Below are 18687 nucleotides of genomic sequence, written 5' to 3' on the forward strand. Positions count from 1 at the left end.
GTCGTATCCTCGGCACATTCCGTAGGAGCAACGGCCTTGCGCCGAGGTGCTCTTCGTAGGACGGGTTGAGCTTGCGAAACCCATGCGGTTGCGCTGATGGGTATCGCTTCGCTCAACGCCATCCTACGAAAAGCCGTGCTTCCCTGGAGGTGTTTCGCACCCAGGGGCGCTCCTGCCTACCGACACCAGAGGAGCCCCACCATGTCCACATTGCGCACCGGTCCCGACGCCAAGGGCCTGTTCGGCAGTTTCGGCGGCCAGTACGTCGCCGAGACGTTGATGCCGCTGATCCACGACCTGGCCCGCGAGTACGACAAGGCCAAGGAGGATCCGGAATTCCACAAGGAACTGGCCTACTTCCAGCGCGACTACGTCGGCCGTCCGAGCCCGCTGTACTTCGCCGAGCGCCTGACCGAGCACTGCGGCGGCGCGAAGATCTACCTCAAGCGCGAAGAGCTGAACCACACCGGCGCGCACAAGATCAACAACTGCATCGGCCAGATCCTCCTGGCCAGGCGCATGGGCAAGCAGCGCATCATCGCCGAGACCGGCGCCGGCATGCACGGCGTGGCCACCGCCACCGTGGCGGCGCGCTTCGGCATGAAGTGCGTGGTCTACATGGGCACCACCGACATCGACCGCCAGCAGGCCAACGTCTTCCGCATGCGCCTGCTGGGCGCCGAGGTGATCCCGGTCACCGCCGGCACCGGTACCCTCAAGGACGCCATGAACGAAGCCCTGCGCGACTGGGTGACCAACGTCCACGACACCTTCTACCTGATCGGCACCGTGGCCGGCCCGCACCCCTACCCGGCGATGGTCCGCGACTTCCAGGCGGTGATCGGCAAGGAGACCCGCGAGCAGCTGGCCGAGAAGGAAGGCCGCCTGCCCGACTCGCTGGTCGCCTGCATCGGCGGCGGCTCCAACGCCATGGGCCTGTTCCACCCGTTCCTGGATGACGCCGGGGTGAAGATCATCGGCGTGGAAGCCGCCGGCCACGGCATCGAGACCGGCAAGCACGCGGCCAGCCTGAACGGCGGCGTGCCCGGCGTGCTGCACGGCAACCGCACCTTCCTGCTGCAGGACGAGGACGGCCAGATCATCGACGCCCACTCGATCTCCGCCGGCCTGGACTACCCCGGCATCGGCCCGGAACACGCGTGGCTGCACGACATCGGCCGCGTCGAGTACACCTCGATCACCGACCACGAGGCGCTGCAGGCCTTCCACACCTGTTGCCGCCTGGAAGGCATCATCCCGGCGCTGGAGTCCTCCCACGCCCTGGCCGAGGTGTTCAAGCGCGCGCCGAACCTGCCCAAGGACCACATCATGGTGGTGAACCTGTCCGGTCGTGGCGACAAGGACATGCAGACCGTCATGCACCACATGCAACAGGAGCCGCAAGCATGAGCCGCCTGCAGACCCGCTTCGCCGAACTGAAACAGCAGAACCGCGCCGCCCTGGTGACCTTCATCACCGCCGGCGACCCGGGCTACTCCACCTCGCTGGACATCCTCAAGGGCCTGCCCGAGGCCGGCGCCGACGTGATCGAGCTGGGCATGCCGTTCACCGACCCGATGGCCGACGGCCCGGCGATCCAGCTGGCCAACATCCGCGCCCTGGGCAACGGCCAGAACCTGGCCAGGACGCTGAAGATGGTCCGCGAATTCCGCGCCGGCAACGACAGCACCCCGCTGGTGCTGATGGGCTACTTCAACCCCATCCACTACTACGGCGTCGAGCGCTTCGTCGCCGATGCCAAGGAAGCCGGCGTCGACGGCCTGATCATCGTCGACCTGCCGCCGGAGCATAACGAGGACCTGTGCCAGCCGGCCCAGGCCGCCGGGCTGGACTTCATCCGCCTGACCACCCCGACCACCGACGACGCGCGCCTGCCCACGGTGCTCGCGGGCAGCTCGGGCTTCGTCTACTACGTCTCGGTAGCCGGCGTGACCGGCGCAGGAGCCGCGACCCTGGAGCACGTCGAGCAGGCCGTGGCGCGCCTGCGCCGCCACACCGACCTGCCGGTGGCCATCGGCTTCGGCATCCGCACCCCGGAACACGCCGCCAGCGTCGCGCGCCTGGCCGACGGCGTGGTGGTGGGCTCGGCGCTGGTGGACAAGATCGCCAACGCGGGAAGCTCCGCCGACGCCGTGCAGGGCGTGCTGGGCCTGTGCCGCGAACTGGCCGAGGGCGTGCGCAAGGCGCGCTGAGGGCCGGGTGGACGAGCGAGGTGATGCCCAGCGATGGGTATCGCTTCGCTCAACGCCATCCTACGGGTGACGGTGGGCAGGCTGCATAATGGGTCGGGTGTTTTTCCGCAGCGGCCCCAATCCATGAACCTGCACAGCCTTCACCACGTTGCCCTGATCTGCTCCGACTATCCGCTTTCGAAACGCTTCTACACCGAGGTGCTGGGGCTGCGGGTGATCGCCGAGACCTACCGCGCCGAACGCGATTCCTGGAAGCTCGACCTGGCCCTGGGCGAGGTGCAGCTGGAGCTGTTCTCCTTCCCCGCCGCGCCGCCGCGGCCGTCCTATCCCGAGGCTCTGGGGCTGCGCCACCTGGCTTTTGCCGTGGAAGACCTGGAAGCGGCGGTGGCCGAGCTGGAAGGCCAGGGCGTGCGTTGCGAGCCGATCCGTTGCGATGGGTTGACCGGCAAGCGCTTTACCTTCTTTGCCGATCCGGACGGGTTGCCATTGGAGTTGTACGAGCGTTGATAGATGCCCGCCGGCCTGTTGGCCGGAATCGCGGATGAATCCGCTCCTACCGTACGGGCAGGCACGGCTTAACTCCCGAATGGTGCTTGCCCGGGACTTTGGGGTTGTGCTTTAGAGCACCCTCTCCCTGAAGGGAGAGGGGACCGTTCGGAGTGCGCTGACGTTTCGGCGTTAGCCGGCTTGTACCGAGTATCCGGCTGACACCAGATCCCTTCTCGGCACGGACTAGCCCCCTCTCCCTTCAGGGAGAGGGCTGGGGAGAGGGGCTCTTAGACCTACCAGCCAGCAGCCGAGAATCGCCTCCGTACGGGCAGGCACGGCTTCTCGTAGGATGGCGTTGAGCGAAGCGATACCCATCGCCATGGCGGAAAACCGCGGACGGGTCGCCATGGCGCGAGGGGCGGTCAAGGTCAGGCGGCGTATAACCGCGAACGGTTATACGCCCTACGTCTCCGGGTTCCCCGCGTTCGCGGGAATCCAATGACAATTCAGGCCGGCATCGCCGCGTCGCCCAGGGCGTTGCGCAGGCTGGCCAGGTCGCGCAGCGGCGGGGCGCCGAACAGGCGGCTGTATTCGCGGCTGAACTGCGAGGGGCTCTCGTAGCCCACGCGGTGGCCGGCCACCGCCACTTCCAGGCCCTCGGAGAGCATCAGCCGGCGCGCCTCCTGCAGGCGCAGCTGCTTCTGGTACTGCAGCGGGCTGAGCGCGGTCACTTCCTTGAAGCGGTGGTGCAGGGTCGAGGCGCTGAGGTTGACCTCCCGGGCCAGGTCGTCGATGCGCAGGGCCTTGTCGAAGTTGCGGTTGAGCCATTCGATGGCGCGGGTCACCCGGTGCGTCTGGCTGTCGGTCATCGCCAGGTCGTGCAGCAGGTGGCCCTGGGGCCCGCGCAGCAGGCGGTAGAGGATCTCGCGGATGTACAGCGGCGCCAGCATGGCGATGTCCCGTGGGCTGTCGAGCAGGCGCATCAGCCGCAGCAGGGCGTCGAGCACCGAGGTGTCCAGGCGCTGCAGGTAGATGCCGCGGCTGGCCGGGCGCGGGGTGCTGCCGGCCAGGCCGGCGTCGGCGATCAGCCGCGTCAGCTCGCCCGGGTCGATGTCCAGGCGCAGCGACAGGTAGGGCTTGTCCGGCGAGGCGTCGACCACCTGGCCGCACACCGGCAGGGTCACCGAGACCACCAGCAGGTTGAGTTCGTCGTAGCGGTAGATTTCCGGGCCGACGCGGATTTCCTTGCTGCCCTGGGCGATGACGCACAGCGCCGGGCGGTACAGGGTGGGCATGCGGCCTTCGCTGGGCTGCTCCAGGCGCGCCAGCGACAGCGATTCGACGGCGGTGTCGTGGACGCCGGAGACGCCATTGCAGTGGCGCTCGATGATGTCGGCCAGTTCCTGGCGGCTGGCGGCGACGGGGTCGTGGGGTTGCGACATACGGGGCCTCCGAGAGTGGCGGCGTCCAGCTTACGCCCGGGCATACGCGGGAAGTGTGACAGGGCGACGGACGCTGGAGGATCGGGCAAGCAATCGGCAGGATCGTACAAGCCAGCCGCCGCGGGAAGCCCCCATCATGCCAGCCAGGCCAGGGAATCCGCCGCTTCGGGCATGGCGGCGCGGATGACGCAGGATCAGGCAAGAAGCCGGCAGCATCCGTCTACCGCCCGCAGGCGCCCGTCTCCTACTCTGGCACAACCGGGCCGAGCCCCCATTCCAGCGCCCGGGACAGGAGGAAATCGCTCATGGCCATTCGACAACCGCTCGAACACCACCTGCTGATCCGCTCACGCCCCGGTCACGAGGCCGAGCTGGCGCAGCTGCTCGACCGCCTGATCAGCGCCGCGCACCAGTTGCCCGGCTGCCAGTCCTACGAGGTGCTGCTGCCGGCCACCCGCAGCGACGTCTGGCGCCTGCGCGGCCGCTGGGCCGATACGCAAAGCCTGCAGGCCTACCTGGAACTGCCGCTGCAACAGCTGCTGGGGGAAATCCTCCAGCATCACGCCCTCAGCCTGCACACCCACCTGGACGCGCCGCGCGAGGAATCCCGCGCGGCGTGAGCCCCCTCAGTACTCCATGCGCCAGCCCAGGGTGAAGGTGCGCCCACGGCCCTGGTAGTCGTACAGGTAGGCCGGCCCGTAGGTCGGCGAGTAGAACAGCGTCGCCCGCTGCCCCCACACGGTGCTGTACTCGCGGTCCAGCAGGTTCTGGATGCCCGCGCTGAAGGTGCCGAAGCCCGTCTTGCGTTCCCCCATCAGGTCGAAGGTGGTGTAGCCGTCGATCTCGTGGTCGGCGTCGTCCTTCAGGCTCATGGCGTGGTTGGCCTGCAGGCGCGCGCTGTTCAGCTCGTCGTTCCAACCGACGAAGGCGGTGGCCTTGGACAGCGAGGCGTAGCGCGCGTCGCGCTTGATCCAGTCGCCGTCGGCGTCCTCTTCCTCGGAACGCACCAGGTGCAGGGTGGTGCCGCCCTGCCAGCCGTTCTGGAAGTAGCGCGTCAGCGCACCCTCGAAGCCGAAGTCGCGGCTCTTCTGGTCGTTGACGTCGATGGTCAGGGTGGCCTGGTCGACGCTGATCACCTTGTCCGACCAGATGTAGTACACCGCCGTCTGCGCCTGCCAGTCCATGTCCGCGTAGCGCCAGCCCAGCTCGACCTGGCGGCTCTTGATGCCGGCCAGCGGGTTGTCGTCCACCGAGAGGCCGGGCTTGCCGTAGTACTTGGCCGGGTCGGGCAGGTCGAAGCCCTCGCTGTAGTTGCCCCACAGCTGGTGGCCGTTGTGGAAGTCGTAGATGGCGCCGAGGTTGAACAGGTTGACCTGGTAGTCGTTGTTGCCGCCGGGCACACCCTTGAAGTCGTCGACCTCGACGTCCATCTTCTGGTGCCGCGCGCCGCCGGAGAGGGTCAGGGCGTCGGTCAGCTTGTAGTCCAGCTGGCCATAGAACGACAGGCCGTCGACCACGTAGCTGGGGTAGCGCGGCGCGCTGCTGGCGGTGCTCAGGTCGAGGCCGCCGCTTTCCGAGGAGATCAGCTGGTCGAAGGTCTTCTGCTCGGCGTTGAAGCGCTCGTGGTCCAGGTCCACGCCGTAGGTGAGCTTCAGCTTGTCCCACTGCTTGCTGAACAGGCCCTTGAGGCCGCTGACCTCGAAGTTCTGCTGCGAGGCGGCGAAGTACACGCCGGTGCTGCCGGCCGGCTTGCCGGCGTTGTAGTAGGGGAAGGGGTAGAAGTTGTCGTCTTCCTTGCGGTAGTAGGCCTGCAGGTAGAAGTCCTGGTCCAGCAGGTTGGCATGGTGGTAGTTGGCGTTGAGCAGCAGGCGGCGCGTCTGCGGCTCCAGGTCGGTGTCCATGCCGCTGCGGATCTGCGCATCGTCCAGGTCCGAGGGCGCCTTGTGGTTCAGGTGCGGAAAGTAGATGCCGGTGCTGCCGTCGTTGCCCGAGTCGTAGTACTGGGCCAGCAGGTCCAGGCTCTGCTCGTCGGTGAACTGCGCGGTGAGGTTGCCCATGACGTCGACGGTGCGGTTGTACTGCAGGTCGGTCTGGGTGTTGTCGATGAAGATCTGGTTGCCGGCGCCGTCGTAGAAGGCTTCGTTCTTCTCCGCGGAAACGCCCAGGCGCCCGCTCAGCCGATCGCTGCCGCCGCTGACCGACTGGGCCAGGCGGGTGGAGAGGTCGTCGCTGTTGTTGAAGCCGCTGCTGGCGCCCAGCTGGCTTTCGAAGCGGGCATCACCGGGCGCGCCCTTCTTGGTGATGATGTTGATGATGCCGCCGGTGGCGCCGCCGCCGTAGATGGCGCTGGCGCCGGAGAGCACTTCGATGCGCTCGACGTTGAACGGCGAGATGCTGTCGAACTGCCGCGACAGGCCGCGGGAGCTGTTCTGGCTGACGCCGTCGATCATCACCAGCACGTTGCGCCCGCGCATGTTCTGGCCGTAGTTGGTGCGGCCTTCCGGCGCCAGGTCGAGGCCGGGGACCAGCTTGCCCACCGCTTCCTTGAGGCTGACGCCGGTGTCCAGCTGTTCGCGCAGCTGGGCCTGGTCCACCACCCAGACGGTGCCGGGGATGGAGCTGATGTCGGTGGGCGTGCGCGCGGCCACGCTGATCTGCGTCGGCGCCATGCTCAGCGGCTCGCCGCCGGCGGCCTTCTCGCGCTGCAGCACCACGGTGCGCTCGTCGCTGAAGCTCCAGCGCATGCCGCTGCCGGAAAGCAGCTTGTCCAGCGCCTCCTCGCGGCTGTAGCGGCCGTCCAGGCCGGGGCTATTCAGGCCCTGGACGTCCTCGGAGTTGAACAGCAGGTGCAGCCCGGCCTGGTCGGCGAACTGCGTCAGGGCGCTGTCCAGGCTGCGCGGCGCGATGTGCAGCTCGACGTCCTCGGCAGCCAGGGCCAGGGGGCTGGCGCCGCCGAGCAGGGCGGCGAGGGCCAGGGCGCGGTACAGCGGGGAGAGGCGGTGATGCATGCGGGGGTTTCCGTTCTTGTGGGCAGGGCGCGTTTGTTGGGAATTCTTCGCGTTCATGCCTACGACGAAACGGGGTGGGGGATCTTGCAGTGGGGGAGGGAAAAATTTTTCGTGGGGTCTGGTTTTGTATTTTGTAGGAGCGAGCTTGCTCGCGAACGGCGGTTACCGGCGGCTTCGGTGTGTTGGTTTGGCGCCGTTCCCTCTCCCCAGCCCTCTCCCTGAAGGGAGAGGGGGCTTGTCCGTGCCGAGAGGAGGAATGGTTTCAGCCAGAAACTTTCGGTGTTGCCGGCTAACTCCAGAACACCCGGCCCTGCCGAACAGTCCCCTCTCCCTTCAGGGAGAGGGTTAGGGAGAGGGCGCTCTTCAGAGCCCGCACCGAACCCAACCGGCGCCATCTAGCCCCTACGAAGAAACCGGCCTAACCACCACCAACCAGGGCAACCGCGTCACCCGCACCGGCTGCAACCGCTGCAACGTCTGCAGCAGCGCATCGGGATCATCCAGATCGAACACCCCGCTCACCTTGTGCCGCCGCAAGCCGGCATCGGTCAGCAGGATGCGCCCCGGCAGGTAGCGCTCCAGTTCCGCCAGCACCTCGCCCAGCGGGCGCTGGTTGAAGATCAGCTTGCCGCGCTGCCAGGCGCTGGCGCTGTCCAGGTCCAGCGGCTGCACCGGGCCGGGGGCGGCTTCTCCGCGATAGGCCAGGCGCTCGCCGGCGGCCAGGCGCACCGCCGGTTTGCCGCCGGCCTCCACCCGCACCACGCCCTCGCTGACCGCCACCTGCACTTCCGGGCCGCGGCTGTCGACGTCGAAGCGGGTGCCCACGGCGGTGACTTCGCCGTCGCCAGCATGCACCACGAAGGGCCGCTGCGCGTCCTTGGCCACTTCGAACAACGCTTCGCCGCCATACAAGTGCAGGCTCCGACGGCTGGCGGAGAAGTCCACCGACAGCGCGCTGGCGCTGTTCAGCCAGACGCGGCTGCCGTCGGCCAGTTCGATCATCCGCCGCTCGCCGGTGCGGGTGGCGTAGTCGGCGTACAGGCCCGCCACCGGCGTGGGCAGCGCCAGCGCCACGGCCAGCGCGGCGACGCAGGCGGCCGCTGCCACCGCGGCCAGGCGGCGCGGGCGCAGCAGGCGGTGGCGGCGTGCCGTGCGGGTGGCCGGCAGGGCGCCCCACAGCGCCTCGGCGCTGCGCGCGGCGCTTTCGTGCTCGGGGCTCTGCGCGCGCCACTGGGCGAACGCGCTGCGGCGGCCGGCCTCGACGCGGCCGGAATGCAGTTCCACCAGCCAGTCGATGGCCTGGTTCTCCAGATCCCGGCGGCTCATGGCTGCGCCTCCCGCTGTTGCAGGTGGTCGCGGCAATGGCGCATGGCCTGGACGATGTACTTGCCCACCATGCTTTCGGAAACGCCGAGGCGGCGGGCGATCTGCGCGTGGGTCAGGCCGTCCAGGCGGTTCATCAGCAGCGCCTGGCGCGCTTTGGGCGGCAGCTGGTCGAGGGCGGCGTCGAGCTGTTCCAGGGCTTCGCGGGCCAGCAGGTTGCGCTCCAGGCCGGCGCCGGGGTCACTGACCTCGTCGGCCGCCGTCTCCTCCACATGCAGCTCGGCCAGCCGGCCTTCGCGGCGCAGGTTGTCGATGGCCAGGTTGCCGGCCACGCGGAACAGGTAGGCGCGCGGGTCCTGCACTTCGGCTTCCGGGGCCTGGTCGGCCAGGCGCAGCCAGGTGTCCTGGGCGACGTCGGCAGCGCGCTGGTTGTCGCCCAGGCGGCGGGCGAGGAAGCGCAGCAGGTCCGCATAGTGCGCCTGGAAACTCTGCAGGAGGTGGGAGGAGGCGAAACGCCGCATGATGACCGCGATACCCTGGAATACCGGCCCGCCGTGGGCGGGCCGCCGGTAAAGCGGGCAAGCATACACCGAATCGAGAATCATTATCGAACTCAGCCGAACAGCGACAGGTCCAGCGGCCGCACCGCGCCCATCCAGATGGCGTGGTCGCGGTGGTCGCGCAGGTCGTCGCCGGTGTCCGGGTGGATGAACACCACCAGGCCATCGCGGTGCAGCGCCAGCCAGGGCACCACGGCGGCGAAGGCGTCGTTGCCGAAGGCCAGCTGGCAGCTCCAGTCCGGGTGCGGGCCGACCGGGCGCTGGTGCATGCGGCCCATCTTCACGCCGAACAGGCGCACCGCCTCCTCGCACAGCTGGCGGGCCTGCTCCAGGCTGTCGGCATCGTAGTAGACGTGGGCGTGGTAGCCGTGGATCTCGTTCATGGGTCCTGTTCCAGTTCGGCGCGCAGCCAGTCGACGAAGGGCTGCAGCAGGCGGGCGCGGCGCTTGCGCTCGGGCAGCACGGCGTAATAGCCGTAGCGCGAGGCGGCGCTCTCGCGGATGGGCCGGCACAGTAACCCCTGCTCCAGCAGTTCGTCGACCAGGTGGCGCCAGCCGATGGCCACGCCCTGGCCGGCGATGGCCGCCTGCACCAGCAGCGTGTAGTTGTCGAAGCGTAGCCCGGCAGCCTCCGGCGGGCGCGGCAGCTCCAGGGCGCGGAACAGCCCCGGCCAGTCGAACCAGCGGCTGTGGGCCTCGGGCTTCAGGTGCAGCAGCGGCAGGCGCTGCAGCTCTTCCAGCGGCAGCGGCGCCTGGCGCTCGCCCAGCAGGCGCGGGCTGCACACCGGGAAGACTTCCTCGCCGAACAGCAGCAGCGGCTCGCCATGCTTGAAGCGCCCGTCGCCGAAGGCGATGGCCACGTCCACGTCGCTGCGCAGGCTGCTGGGGCTGCGCTCGCTGCTCAGCAGGCTGACGTCCAGTTCCGGGTGCCGCTGGCGGAAGCGCGGCAGGCGCGGCATCAGCCAGTAGGCGGCGAAGGCGAAGTCGGTGGCCACCTGCAGCACCTCCTGGGTGCGCCGCGCGCTGACCGCCTCGACCCCGGCCTCCAGCTCCGCCAGCCCGGCCTGCACGTGGCGCAGCAGCAACTGGCCGCTTTCCGTCAGAACGATCCCACGGTGCACCCGGTCGAACAGACGTGTGCCGAGCAGCTTCTCCAGGCGCTTGATCTGCTGGCTCACCGCCGGCTGGCTGCTGCCCAGCTCGGCGGCCGCCGCGGTGAAGCCCTGCTCGCGGGCCGCGCACTCGAACACGCGGAGCAGTTCCAGGGGCAGGCTCATGGGTTCGCCACCCATAAGCTGGTGTTATCCGAAGCATGTATGGCCATGCGGTTTACCCCCTGCCGGCGCGGCGTGACACTGCTGCCACGCACTATTCCATAACAACCGTGCATAGGATAAGCCTCGCCATGCCACGCCCGAACATTCTCTTCATCATGGCCGACCAGATGGCCGCGCCGCTGCTGCCGCTGCACGATGCCGCCTCGCCGATCCGCATGCCCAACCTGATGCGCCTGGCCGAACAGGCCGTGGTGTTCGATTCGGCCTACTGCAACAGCCCGCTGTGCGCGCCCTCGCGCTTCACTCTGGTCAGCGGCCAGCTGCCGACCAAGATCGGCGCCTGGGACAACGCCGCCGACTTCGCCGCCGACGTCCCCACCTACGCCCACCACCTGCGCCGCCTGGGCTACCGCACGGCGCTGTCGGGCAAGATGCACTTCTGCGGCCCGGACCAGCTGCACGGCTACGAAGAGCGCCTGACCAGCGACATCTACCCGGCCGACTACGGCTGGGCGGTGAACTGGGACGAGCCGGAGGTGCGCCCGAGCTGGTACCACAACATGTCCTCGGTGCTGCAGGCCGGGCCCTGCGTGCGCACCAACCAGCTGGATTTCGACGACGAAGTGGTGTTCAAGGCGCGCCAGTACCTCTACGACCACGTCCGCGAGCACGCCGAGCAGCCGTTCTGCCTGACCGTCTCCATGACCCACCCCCACGACCCCTACACCATCCCCCGCGAGTACTGGGACCTGTACCGCGACGAGGACATCCCGCTGCCGTCGGTGGAACTGGCGCAGCACGAGCAGGACCCGCACTCCCAGCGCCTGCTCAAGGTCATCGACCTGTGGGACAAGCCACTGCCGCCGGAGAAGATCCGCGACGCCCGCCGCGCCTACTTCGGCGCCTGCAGCTACGTCGACGCGCAGATCGGCACGCTGCTCAGGACCCTGGAGGAATGCGACCTGGCCGAGAACACCCTGGTGGTGTTCTCCGGCGACCACGGCGACATGCTTGGCGAGCGCGGCCTCTGGTACAAGATGCACTGGTTCGAGATGGCCGCCCGCGTGCCCCTGCTGATCCACGCCCCGGGCCGCTTCGCCGCGCGCCACGTGGCCGAGTCTGTGTCCACCCTCGACCTGCTGCCGACCCTGGTGGAACTGGCCGGCGGCGAGCTGCCGGCGGACCTGGAGCTGGACGGCCGCTCGCTGCTGCCGCACCTGCAAGGCCAGGGCGGGCACGACGAGGTGATCGGCGAGTACACCGCCGAGGGCACCCTCAGCCCGCTGATGATGATCCGCCGTGGCGACTACAAGTTCGTCTATTCCGAACAGGACCCGTGCCTGCTCTACGATCTGAAGAACGACCCGCGCGAGCTGGAGAACCTGGCCGGCTCGGCGGCGCACCGCGAGCTGTTCGACGCCTTCCTGGCCGAGGCCCGGCAGCGTTGGGACATCCCGGCGATCACCGCCCGCGTGCTGGCCAGCCAGCGCCGCCGGCGCTTCGTCGCCGACGCCTTGCAGCGCGGCAGGCTGACCAGCTGGGACCACCAGCCGTTCGTCGATGCCAGCCAGCAGTACATGCGCAACCACATCGACCTGGACGACCTGGAGCGCCGCGCCCGCTATCCCAGACCCTGATAACCACAACCAGAAAAGCCGAGGGGAGATAAGCATGACCAAGTTAAGTGCATTGCTGCTGGCCACCACCATGGCGCTGGCCGGCCAGGCCGCGCAGGCCGAGGACGACGCCTGCGCCACGGTGAAACTGGCCGATCCGGGCTGGACCGACATCGCCGTGACCAACGGCGTCGCCAGCTTCCTGCTCGACAGCCTCGGCTACCAGGCCAAGGTCGACACCCTCTCGGTGCCGATCACCTACGGCGGCTTGCGCGACGGCCAGGTGGACGCCTTCCTCGGCAACTGGATGCCGGCGCAGCAGGGCTTCCACGACCAGTTCATCGCCAGCGGCCAGGTCACGCGATTGGCGAAGAACCTGGAGGGCACCGAGTTCACCCTCGCCGTGCCGACGTATGTCTATAACGCCGGGGTGAAGAACTTCGCCGACCTGCAGAAGCACGCCGACCAGTTCAACCACAAGGTCTACGGCATCGGCTCGGGCGCGCCGGCCAACCAGTCGATCCAGAAGATGATCGGCGGCAACGAGTTCGGCCTGGGCGACTGGAAACTGGTGGAGTCCAGCGAGCAGGCGATGCTCGCCGAGGTCGGCCGGGCGGTTAAGCGCGAGCGCTGGATCGTCTTCCTCGGCTGGACGCCGCACCCGATGAACGTGAAGTACGACATGAAGTACCTGGCCGGCGGCGAGAAGTACTTCGGCAGCACCGGCAGCGTCTACACCGTCACCCGCAACGGCTACGCCCAGCAGTGCCCGAACAGCGCGAAGCTGCTGGCCAACCTGAGCTTCGACCTGAAGATGGAGAACGCCATCATGGCCGAGGTGCTGGAGAAGATCGTGAAGAACGCCGACGCGGTGAAGGCCTGGATCAAGGCCAACCCGCAGGTCCTGGGCAAGTGGCTGGACGGGGTGAAGGCCCGCGACGGCGGCGATGCCCTGGCCGCCGTGCAGGCCAAGCTCTGACCATCGATGGAGCGCCTGTATCGCCTGCTGCCGTTCCTCGCCTGGCTGCCGGGCCTCGGCCCGCGCGGGGTAGCGCGTGAGGCCTGGGTCGGCCTGGCCGGCGCTGTGCTGGCCCTGCCGCAGTCCATCGCCTACGCGCTGATCGCCGGGTTGCCGCCGCAGTATGGCCTGTACGCGGCCATGCTGCCGGTGGTGGTGGCCTGCCTGTGGGGCTCTTCGAAGCACATGGTCGGCGGGCCCACCGCGGCCATCTCGGTGGTGCTCTACGCCACGGTGGCGCCCCTGGCGCCGCCGGGCAGCGAGACGTTCATCCAGTACGTGCTGCTGCTGACCTTCCTCGCCGGCATCCTGCAATGGGCCCTGGGGGCGATGCGCGCCGGGGTGCTGCTGAACTTCGTCTCGCACTCGGTGATGCTCGGTTTCACCCTGGGCGCGGCGCTGGTCATCGCCCTGGGCCAGTTGCCGTACCTGCTCGGCGTGGAAGTGCACAGCCGCGGCAGCGCCCTGGACGGCACGCGTCTGCTGCTGGCGCGGCTGGGCGAGTGCGAGCCGGCGTCCCTGGCCATCGGCCTGCTCAGTCTGGCGGCGAGCCTGCTGTGCCGCTGGCTGCGGCCGCGCTGGCCGGCGCTGATGTTCGGCCTGCTGGTGGCCAGCCTGACGGTCTGGGCGCTGCCCGCGTGGTTCGGCGGCGTGGCGCGGGTACAGGCCTTCGCCAGCGCGCTGCCACCGTTCAGCCCATTGCAGGTCGACGCGGCCGGCATCGCCGCGCTGCTGCCCGGGGCCCTGGCCTGCGGCCTGCTCGGCCTGGTCACCAGCCTGTCCATCGCCCGCGCCCTGGCCGCGCGCAGCCAGCAGGTGCTGGACGCCAACCAGGAAATCCGCGCCCAGGGCCTGTCCAACCTGGTCGGCCCCTGGTTCTCCGGCAGCCTTTCGGCGGGCTCCTTCACCCGCTCCGGGCTCAACCTCGAAGCCGGCGCGCGCACGCCGCTGGCCGGGGTGTTCTCCGCCGCCTGGGTCGCCGTGTTGGCAGTGGCCGGCGCCGGGCTGATCACCCACATCCCGCTGCCGGCCATGGCCGGCGGCATCCTGCTGATCGCCTGGGGCCTGGTCGACCGCCCGGCCCTGCGCGCCCTCTGGCGCGGCAGCCGCAGCGAGTTCGCGGTGATGGCCCTGACCGCCGCGGCGACTTTGCTACTGCCGCTGCAGAACGCCATCTACCTGGGCGTGCTGGCCTCGCTGCTGCTCTACCTGCGGCGCACCTCGCAGCCACGGGTGGAGCGCTGGCAGGCCAGCGAGGAAGAAGTGCTGCGGGTGGAAGGCTCGATCTTCTTCGGCGCCTGCGACTACCTGCAACGCCTGATCCAGGCCAGCCAGGGCCGGCGCCTGGTGCTGGATGCCAGGCACGTGAACTTCATCGACTTCGCCGGGGCGCACATGTTGCAACAGGAAGCCCGCCGGCTGGCCGGCGAGGGCCGCCACCTGGTGCTGCGCCACGCGCGGCCGAGGGTGCGTGAGGAGTTGGCGAAGCAGATCGGTGAAGGCGCGGTTTTGCAGGTGGAGTAGGGCGCATAACGCCTAGGGCGTTATCCGCCGATTGGCCATGGCCCCAGAGCGCGCCGGGTTCAGCCTCGGAGTGACGATGAGATCGGTCAAGCGGCGTATAACCGCGAACGGTTATACGCCCTACGTTACCGGTGCTTTTCGTAGGATGGGTTGAGCTTGCGAAACCCATGCGGTTGCGGTGATGGGTATCGCTTCGCTCAACACCATCCTACGGGGGCATTGTGTTTGCCGGGAGGCGTAGGAGCGGACTCCGTCCGCGATTTATTCGCCCAGCGCACGGGGCATCCGGCGCTCAACCCGCCAATTGCCGCCGCAGTTCGTCCAGCACCGGCCGCGAATCCGGCCGCACCCCGCGCCACAGCACGAAGGCCTCCGCCGCCTGCTCCACCAGCATGCCCAGGCCATCGATGCAGCGCGCCGCGCCATGCTCCGCGGCCCAGCGATTGAAGGCGGTCGGCTCCTTGCCGTACATCATGTCGTAGCAGACGGTGTGCCCCGGGCGGATCAGCGCCGCGTCGATGGGCGGCAACTCGCCGGCCAGGCTGGCCGAGGTGCCGTTGACGATCAGGTCGAAGGGTTCGTCGCGCAGGTCGAAGCCGCCAGCGCGCACCGGGCCCAGGTCGGCGAACTCGCGGGCCAGCTGTTCGGCCTTGGCCGCGGTGCGGTTGAGCACCACCAGCGCCGCCGGACCCTCGGCCAGGAAGGGTTCGAGGATGCCGCGCACCGCGCCGCCGGCGCCCAGCACCAGCACGCGGCGGCCCTTGAGCGCCACGCCGTTGTTCACCACCAGATCGCGGGTCAGCCCGGCGCCGTCGGTGTTGTCGCCCAGCAGGCGGCCGTCGTCGAGTCTCTTCAGGGTGTTCACCGCGCCGGCGCGGCGGGCGCGCTCGGTGAGCTCACCGCACAGGCGGTAGGCGTCTTCCTTGAAGGGCACGGTGACGTTGGCGCCCAGACCCTCGGCGAAGAACGCGCGGGCGGCCCCGGCGAAGTCGTCCAGCGGCGCCAGTTGGGCGTCGTAGGTGAGCGCCTGGCCGGTCTGCTCGGCGAACAGGCGATGGATCAGCGGCGACTTGCTGTGGCCGATGGGGTTGCCGAAGACGCAATAACGATTCATAGGCCTTTTGAGCTGGAAGCTGGAAGCTGGAAGCTGGAAGCTGGAAGCTGGAAGCTTGAGGCTTTTTTCTTCCGGCTTCCAGCTTCAGGCTTCCGGCTTCAACCCCAACCAATCGCGATCCTGGAGGAAATACTCGGTCAGCCGCGCCTCTTCGCTGCCCGGCTCGGGCTTCCAGTCGTAGCCCCAGCGCACCTGCGGCGGCAGCGACATGAGGATCGACTCGGTGCGCCCGCCGGACTGCAGGCCGAACAGGGTGCCGCGGTCGTAGACCAGGTTGAACTCCACGTAGCGGCCGCGGCGGAATTCCTGGAACTCGCGCTGCCGCTCGGTCCAGGCCTGGGCCTTGCGCTTGCGCACGATGGGCAGGTAGGCCTCGATGTAGGCGTCGCCTATGGCGCGCAGGAAGGCGAAGCTGGTGTCGAAGTCCCACTGGTTCAGGTCGTCGAAGAACAGGCCGCCGATGCCGCGCGGCTCGTTGCGGTGCTTGAGGTGGAAGTAGCGGTCGCACCACTCCTTGTAGCGCGGGTAGACGTCCTCGCCGAAGGGCGCGCAGGCCTCGCGGGCGACCTTGTGCCAGTGCACGCAGTCTTCCTCGTGGGCGTAGTAGGGCGTCAGGTCGAAGCCGCCGCCGAACCACCACACCGGCTCCTCGCCTTCCTTCTCGGCGATGAAAAAGCGCACGTTGGCGTGGGAGGTCGGCACGTGGGGGTTGCGCGGGTGGATCACCAGCGACACGCCCAGGGCCTGGAAGCCGCGCCCGGCCAGTTCCGGGCGGTGCGCGCTGGCCGATGGCGGCAGGCCGGCGCCGAACACGTGGGAGAAGTTCACCCCGCCCTTCTCGATCAGCGCGCCATCGCCGATCACCCGGGTGCGGCCACCGCCGCCGGCCGGACGCTCCCAGGCATCCTCGATGAAGCGGGCGCCGCCGTCCTCGGCTTCGAGGGCGGAGCAGATGCGGTCTTGCAGGTCGAGCAGGTAGGCCTTCACGGCCTGGATAGGGTCGGTCACGGGATCACCTTGGAGCGGGAAAGCCTTGCGGCGCTTGGGCTGCAGGCCGGGAGAGGAGCGCAAGCATAGCATTCCCGGCCGCCATGCCATGCTTGACGGCGGTCAACAAGGCGGCTTGGATGAAAGACTTTTCCCAACGCGGCGCCGACCCCTCCGGCGCCGCCAGCAGCAGGAGATCGACATGGCCAAGCGCATCCAGTTCGCCCGCACCGGCGGCCCCGAAGTCCTCGAATACCTCGACTACACCCCCGCCGAACCGGGCCCGAAGGAAGTCCGCGTGCGCAACCGCGCCATCGGCCTGAACTTCATCGACAACTACTTCCGCAGCGGCCTCTATCCCGCCCCGGCGCTGCCCTCCGGGCTGGGCACCGAGGGCGCCGGCGAGGTGGAGGCGGTGGGCAGCGAGGTGAGCAACGTCAAGGTCGGCGACCGCGTCGGCTACGCCACCGGCCCGCTGGGCGCCTACAGCGAGCTGCACGTGCTGCCGGCGGCCAACGTGGTGAAACTGCCCGACGCCATCGATTTCGAGACCGCCGCCGCGGTGATGCTCAAGGGCCTGACCGTGCAGTACCTGCTGCGCCAGACCTACAACGCCCAGCCCGGCCAGACCGTGCTCTGGCACGCAGCGGCCGGCGGCGTCGGGCTGATCGCCTGCCAGTGGGCCAAGGCCCTGGGGGTGAAGCTGATCGGCACCGTCGGCTCGGCCGCCAAGGCGGAGCTGGCCAAGGCCCATGGCGCCTGGGCGACCATCGACTACAGCCAGGAGAACGTGGCGGAGCGCGTGCTGCAGCTCACCGACGGCAAGAAGTGCCCGGTGGTCTACGACTCGGTGGGCAAGGACACCTGGCCGATCTCCCTGGACTGCGCCGCCCCGCGCGGGCTGATCGTCAGCTTCGGCAACGCCTCGGGCCCGGTGGACGGCGTCAACCTGGGCATCCTGGCGCAGAAGGGCTCGCTGTTCGTCACCCGCCCGACGCTGTTCGGCTACGCCAACACCCCCGAGCGCCTGCAGGCGATGGCCGAGGACCTGTTCGGCATGCTCACCAGCGGCAAGATCAAGGTGGAGATCAACCAGCGCTACGCCCTGGCCGACGCGGCCAAGGCGCAGACCGAACTGGCGGCGCGGCGGACCACGGGGTCGACCATTCTGTTGCCTTGAGGGAAAGGGCACGGCTTCTCGTAGGAGCGAGCTTGCTCGCGAACCGGATTTGCCGGGGACAGCGGATGTTGGCGTTCAGAGCGCCCCCTCCCTAACCCTCCCCCGCAAGCGGGAGAGGGGACCGTTCGGTGTGTTCGGGGAGTTTTGGTGTTAGCCGGCTACCGCGAGGTTTTCGGCTGGCGCCATACCATTTCTCGGCACGGACAGCCCCCTCTCCCTTCAGGGCGGGGCGCGCAGCCGAGGGTTGGGGAGAGGGGACGGAGCCAAACTAAAACACCGAAGTCACAGCTGAGCACTGTTCGCGAGCAAGAGCTAGGCGCCCCCCTCGCTCTTACGAAGAGCCTCTCAGGCCGGGCGCACGGTCCGGCCGGTAACCAGGTCGCGGATCACGCTGGGGTTGCGCCGACCGCCGAGCTTGCCGTCCAGCACGCCGTCCAGCTCGCCGCGGAAGTACTGCTCCACCCGCAGCCGCGAGCGCGCCGCCGGGCGCCCGGCGGGGTTGGCCGAGGTGGACACCAGCGGGCCGGTCAGCGCGCAGAGTTCGCGCACCAGCGGGTGTTCGCTGACGCGCAGGGCCACGCTGTCGTGCTGGCCGGTGATCCACTCCGGCAGGCGCCCCTGGTGCGGCACCAGCCAGGTGTTCGGGCCCGGCCAGGTCGCGCCCAGGCGGTCCTGCCATTCCTGCGGCAGGTCGGCGAGCAGGAAGTCGAACTGGCGGATGTTGTCGGCCACCAGGATCAGGCCCTTCTCCACCGGCCGCGCCTTGATGGCCAGCAGGCGGTAGACGGCATCCTCGTTCCAGGGGTCGCAGCCCAGGCCCCAGACGGCTTCGGTCGGGTAGGCGATGACGCCGCCCTCGCGCACTATCCTGGCCACACGCTGCACACGCCAGCTGCTGATCATCGGCAAACTCCGGGGAAATAACGATTGCGCGGCA

Annotated in this window: 17 protein-coding genes; 8 read left to right on the forward strand and 9 right to left on the reverse strand. The window is 68.9% G+C overall.

Translation table 11 applies throughout. From position 1 onward, the window contains the following. The first annotated feature begins 201 nt into the window (after window positions 1-201). From trpB to IG194_RS13125, 3 genes are all read left to right on the forward strand, one after another. A complete protein-coding gene (trpB, locus tag IG194_RS13115; protein WP_058487918.1) occupies window positions 202-1410 on the forward strand; it encodes a tryptophan synthase subunit beta in 1209 nt (402 codons plus the stop codon). Next, window positions 1407-2213 (forward strand): tryptophan synthase subunit alpha, encoded by an 807-nt coding sequence (gene trpA / locus IG194_RS13120; RefSeq protein WP_058487919.1) that lies wholly within the window; start codon window positions 1407-1409, stop codon window positions 2211-2213. Before trpB ends, trpA begins: the two co-directional genes overlap by 4 nt. Window positions 2214-2336: 123 nt before the next feature. Further along, the gene (locus tag IG194_RS13125; protein WP_058487920.1) at window positions 2337-2720 is read left to right on the forward strand and encodes a VOC family protein; all 384 of its coding nucleotides are present in this window, start codon (window positions 2337-2339) and stop codon (window positions 2718-2720) included. A 488-nt stretch (window positions 2721-3208) separates the two neighbouring features. Here the strand turns inward: IG194_RS13125 and IG194_RS13130 are convergent, their stop codons facing one another. Continuing rightward, entirely contained in the window at window positions 3209-4144 is a 936-nt protein-coding gene (locus IG194_RS13130) for an AraC family transcriptional regulator (RefSeq protein WP_064987650.1), read from the reverse strand. A gap of 305 nt (window positions 4145-4449) precedes the next feature. On the opposite strand from IG194_RS13130, the gene IG194_RS13135 reads away from it, so the two are divergent. Further along, window positions 4450-4764: a putative quinol monooxygenase gene (locus IG194_RS13135; protein WP_058487922.1), complete on the forward strand. Its 315-nt coding sequence runs from the start codon at window positions 4450-4452 to the stop codon at window positions 4762-4764. Window positions 4765-4770: 6 nt separating this feature from the next. On the opposite strand, the gene IG194_RS13140 is transcribed toward IG194_RS13135, so the two are convergent. The 5 genes from IG194_RS13140 to IG194_RS13160 all read right to left on the reverse strand — a co-directional run bounded on the left by IG194_RS13140 (window position 4771) and on the right by IG194_RS13160 (window position 10311). Then, window positions 4771-7152, reverse strand: a complete 2382-nt coding sequence (locus tag IG194_RS13140; protein ID WP_058487923.1) for a TonB-dependent receptor — start codon at window positions 7150-7152, stop codon at window positions 4771-4773. Between the two features lie 402 nt (window positions 7153-7554). After that, window positions 7555-8478 (reverse strand): FecR family protein, encoded by a 924-nt coding sequence (locus tag IG194_RS13145; RefSeq protein WP_192353650.1) that lies wholly within the window; start codon window positions 8476-8478, stop codon window positions 7555-7557. Next, complete coding sequence (locus IG194_RS13150; RefSeq protein ID WP_058487924.1) at window positions 8475-8996, reverse strand: sigma-70 family RNA polymerase sigma factor; 522 nt, start codon at window positions 8994-8996, stop codon at window positions 8475-8477. Before IG194_RS13150 ends, IG194_RS13145 begins: the two co-directional genes overlap by 4 nt. A gap of 92 nt (window positions 8997-9088) precedes the next feature. Further along, on the reverse strand, window positions 9089-9418 hold the full coding sequence (locus IG194_RS13155; protein WP_043313885.1) for a DOPA 4,5-dioxygenase family protein: 330 nt from the start codon (window positions 9416-9418) through the stop codon (window positions 9089-9091). Beyond that, entirely contained in the window at window positions 9415-10311 is an 897-nt protein-coding gene (locus tag IG194_RS13160; protein WP_043313887.1) for a choline sulfate utilization transcriptional regulator, read from the reverse strand. The genes IG194_RS13155 and IG194_RS13160 overlap by 4 nt, the downstream gene beginning before the upstream one ends. Window positions 10312-10439: 128 nt before the next feature. On the opposite strand from IG194_RS13160, the gene betC reads away from it, so the two are divergent. The 3 genes from betC to IG194_RS13175 are packed head-to-tail and all read left to right on the forward strand — an operon-like array spanning window position 10440 to window position 14469. Continuing rightward, window positions 10440-11948, forward strand: a complete 1509-nt coding sequence (betC, locus tag IG194_RS13165) for a choline-sulfatase (RefSeq protein ID WP_058487925.1) — start codon at window positions 10440-10442, stop codon at window positions 11946-11948. A gap of 34 nt (window positions 11949-11982) precedes the next feature. Then, window positions 11983-12906, forward strand: coding sequence for a choline ABC transporter substrate-binding protein (locus tag IG194_RS13170; RefSeq protein ID WP_058487926.1), 924 nt, complete (start codon window positions 11983-11985; stop codon window positions 12904-12906). Between the two features lie 6 nt (window positions 12907-12912). Continuing rightward, complete coding sequence (locus tag IG194_RS13175; protein WP_058487927.1) at window positions 12913-14469, forward strand: SulP family inorganic anion transporter; 1557 nt, start codon at window positions 12913-12915, stop codon at window positions 14467-14469. 292 nt (window positions 14470-14761) lie between these two features. On the opposite strand, the gene aroE is transcribed toward IG194_RS13175, so the two are convergent. Continuing rightward, the gene (aroE, locus tag IG194_RS13180; RefSeq protein ID WP_058487928.1) at window positions 14762-15583 is read right to left on the reverse strand and encodes a shikimate dehydrogenase; all 822 of its coding nucleotides are present in this window, start codon (window positions 15581-15583) and stop codon (window positions 14762-14764) included. 84 nt (window positions 15584-15667) lie between these two features. Beyond that, window positions 15668-16591 carry an oxygen-dependent coproporphyrinogen oxidase gene (gene hemF / locus IG194_RS13185; RefSeq protein WP_058071057.1) on the reverse strand — a complete coding sequence of 308 codons (924 nt, stop codon included), beginning with the start codon at window positions 16589-16591 and terminating at the stop codon, window positions 15668-15670. Window positions 16592-16772: 181 nt separating this feature from the next. On the opposite strand from hemF, the gene IG194_RS13190 reads away from it, so the two are divergent. Beyond that, window positions 16773-17750 (forward strand): quinone oxidoreductase family protein, encoded by a 978-nt coding sequence (locus tag IG194_RS13190; RefSeq protein ID WP_058487929.1) that lies wholly within the window; start codon window positions 16773-16775, stop codon window positions 17748-17750. A gap of 345 nt (window positions 17751-18095) precedes the next feature. On the opposite strand, the gene IG194_RS13195 is transcribed toward IG194_RS13190, so the two are convergent. After that, a complete protein-coding gene (locus IG194_RS13195; RefSeq protein WP_009614490.1) occupies window positions 18096-18653 on the reverse strand; it encodes an L-threonylcarbamoyladenylate synthase in 558 nt (185 codons plus the stop codon). Window positions 18654-18687 lie beyond the last annotated feature (34 nt).

Source organism: Pseudomonas sp. ADPe (genome assembly GCF_014843515.1).
Taxonomy (GTDB): Bacteria; Pseudomonadota; Gammaproteobacteria; order Pseudomonadales; family Pseudomonadaceae; genus Pseudomonas; species Pseudomonas citronellolis.

What these genes read in the sequence shown, in the direction of transcription:
- trpB (WP_058487918.1), top strand. Translation starts at nt 202, where the DNA reads ATGTCCACATTGCGCACCGGTCCCGACGCCAAGGGCCTGTTCGGCAGT.
- trpA (WP_058487919.1), top strand. Translation starts at nt 1,407, where the DNA reads ATGAGCCGCCTGCAGACCCGCTTCGCCGAACTGAAACAGCAGAACCGC.
- IG194_RS13125 (WP_058487920.1), top strand. Translation starts at nt 2,337, where the DNA reads ATGAACCTGCACAGCCTTCACCACGTTGCCCTGATCTGCTCCGACTAT.
- IG194_RS13130 (WP_064987650.1), bottom strand. Translation starts at nt 4,144, where the DNA reads ATGTCGCAACCCCACGACCCCGTCGCCGCCAGCCGCCAGGAACTGGCC.
- IG194_RS13135 (WP_058487922.1), top strand. Translation starts at nt 4,450, where the DNA reads ATGGCCATTCGACAACCGCTCGAACACCACCTGCTGATCCGCTCACGC.
- IG194_RS13140 (WP_058487923.1), bottom strand. Translation starts at nt 7,152, where the DNA reads ATGCATCACCGCCTCTCCCCGCTGTACCGCGCCCTGGCCCTCGCCGCC.
- IG194_RS13145 (WP_192353650.1), bottom strand. Translation starts at nt 8,478, where the DNA reads ATGAGCCGCCGGGATCTGGAGAACCAGGCCATCGACTGGCTGGTGGAA.
- IG194_RS13150 (WP_058487924.1), bottom strand. Translation starts at nt 8,996, where the DNA reads ATGCGGCGTTTCGCCTCCTCCCACCTCCTGCAGAGTTTCCAGGCGCAC.
- IG194_RS13155 (WP_043313885.1), bottom strand. Translation starts at nt 9,418, where the DNA reads ATGAACGAGATCCACGGCTACCACGCCCACGTCTACTACGATGCCGAC.
- IG194_RS13160 (WP_043313887.1), bottom strand. Translation starts at nt 10,311, where the DNA reads ATGAGCCTGCCCCTGGAACTGCTCCGCGTGTTCGAGTGCGCGGCCCGC.
- betC (WP_058487925.1), top strand. Translation starts at nt 10,440, where the DNA reads ATGCCACGCCCGAACATTCTCTTCATCATGGCCGACCAGATGGCCGCG.
- IG194_RS13170 (WP_058487926.1), top strand. Translation starts at nt 11,983, where the DNA reads ATGACCAAGTTAAGTGCATTGCTGCTGGCCACCACCATGGCGCTGGCC.
- IG194_RS13175 (WP_058487927.1), top strand. Translation starts at nt 12,913, where the DNA reads ATGGAGCGCCTGTATCGCCTGCTGCCGTTCCTCGCCTGGCTGCCGGGC.
- aroE (WP_058487928.1), bottom strand. Translation starts at nt 15,583, where the DNA reads ATGAATCGTTATTGCGTCTTCGGCAACCCCATCGGCCACAGCAAGTCG.
- IG194_RS13190 (WP_058487929.1), top strand. Translation starts at nt 16,773, where the DNA reads ATGGCCAAGCGCATCCAGTTCGCCCGCACCGGCGGCCCCGAAGTCCTC.
- IG194_RS13195 (WP_009614490.1), bottom strand. Translation starts at nt 18,653, where the DNA reads ATGATCAGCAGCTGGCGTGTGCAGCGTGTGGCCAGGATAGTGCGCGAG.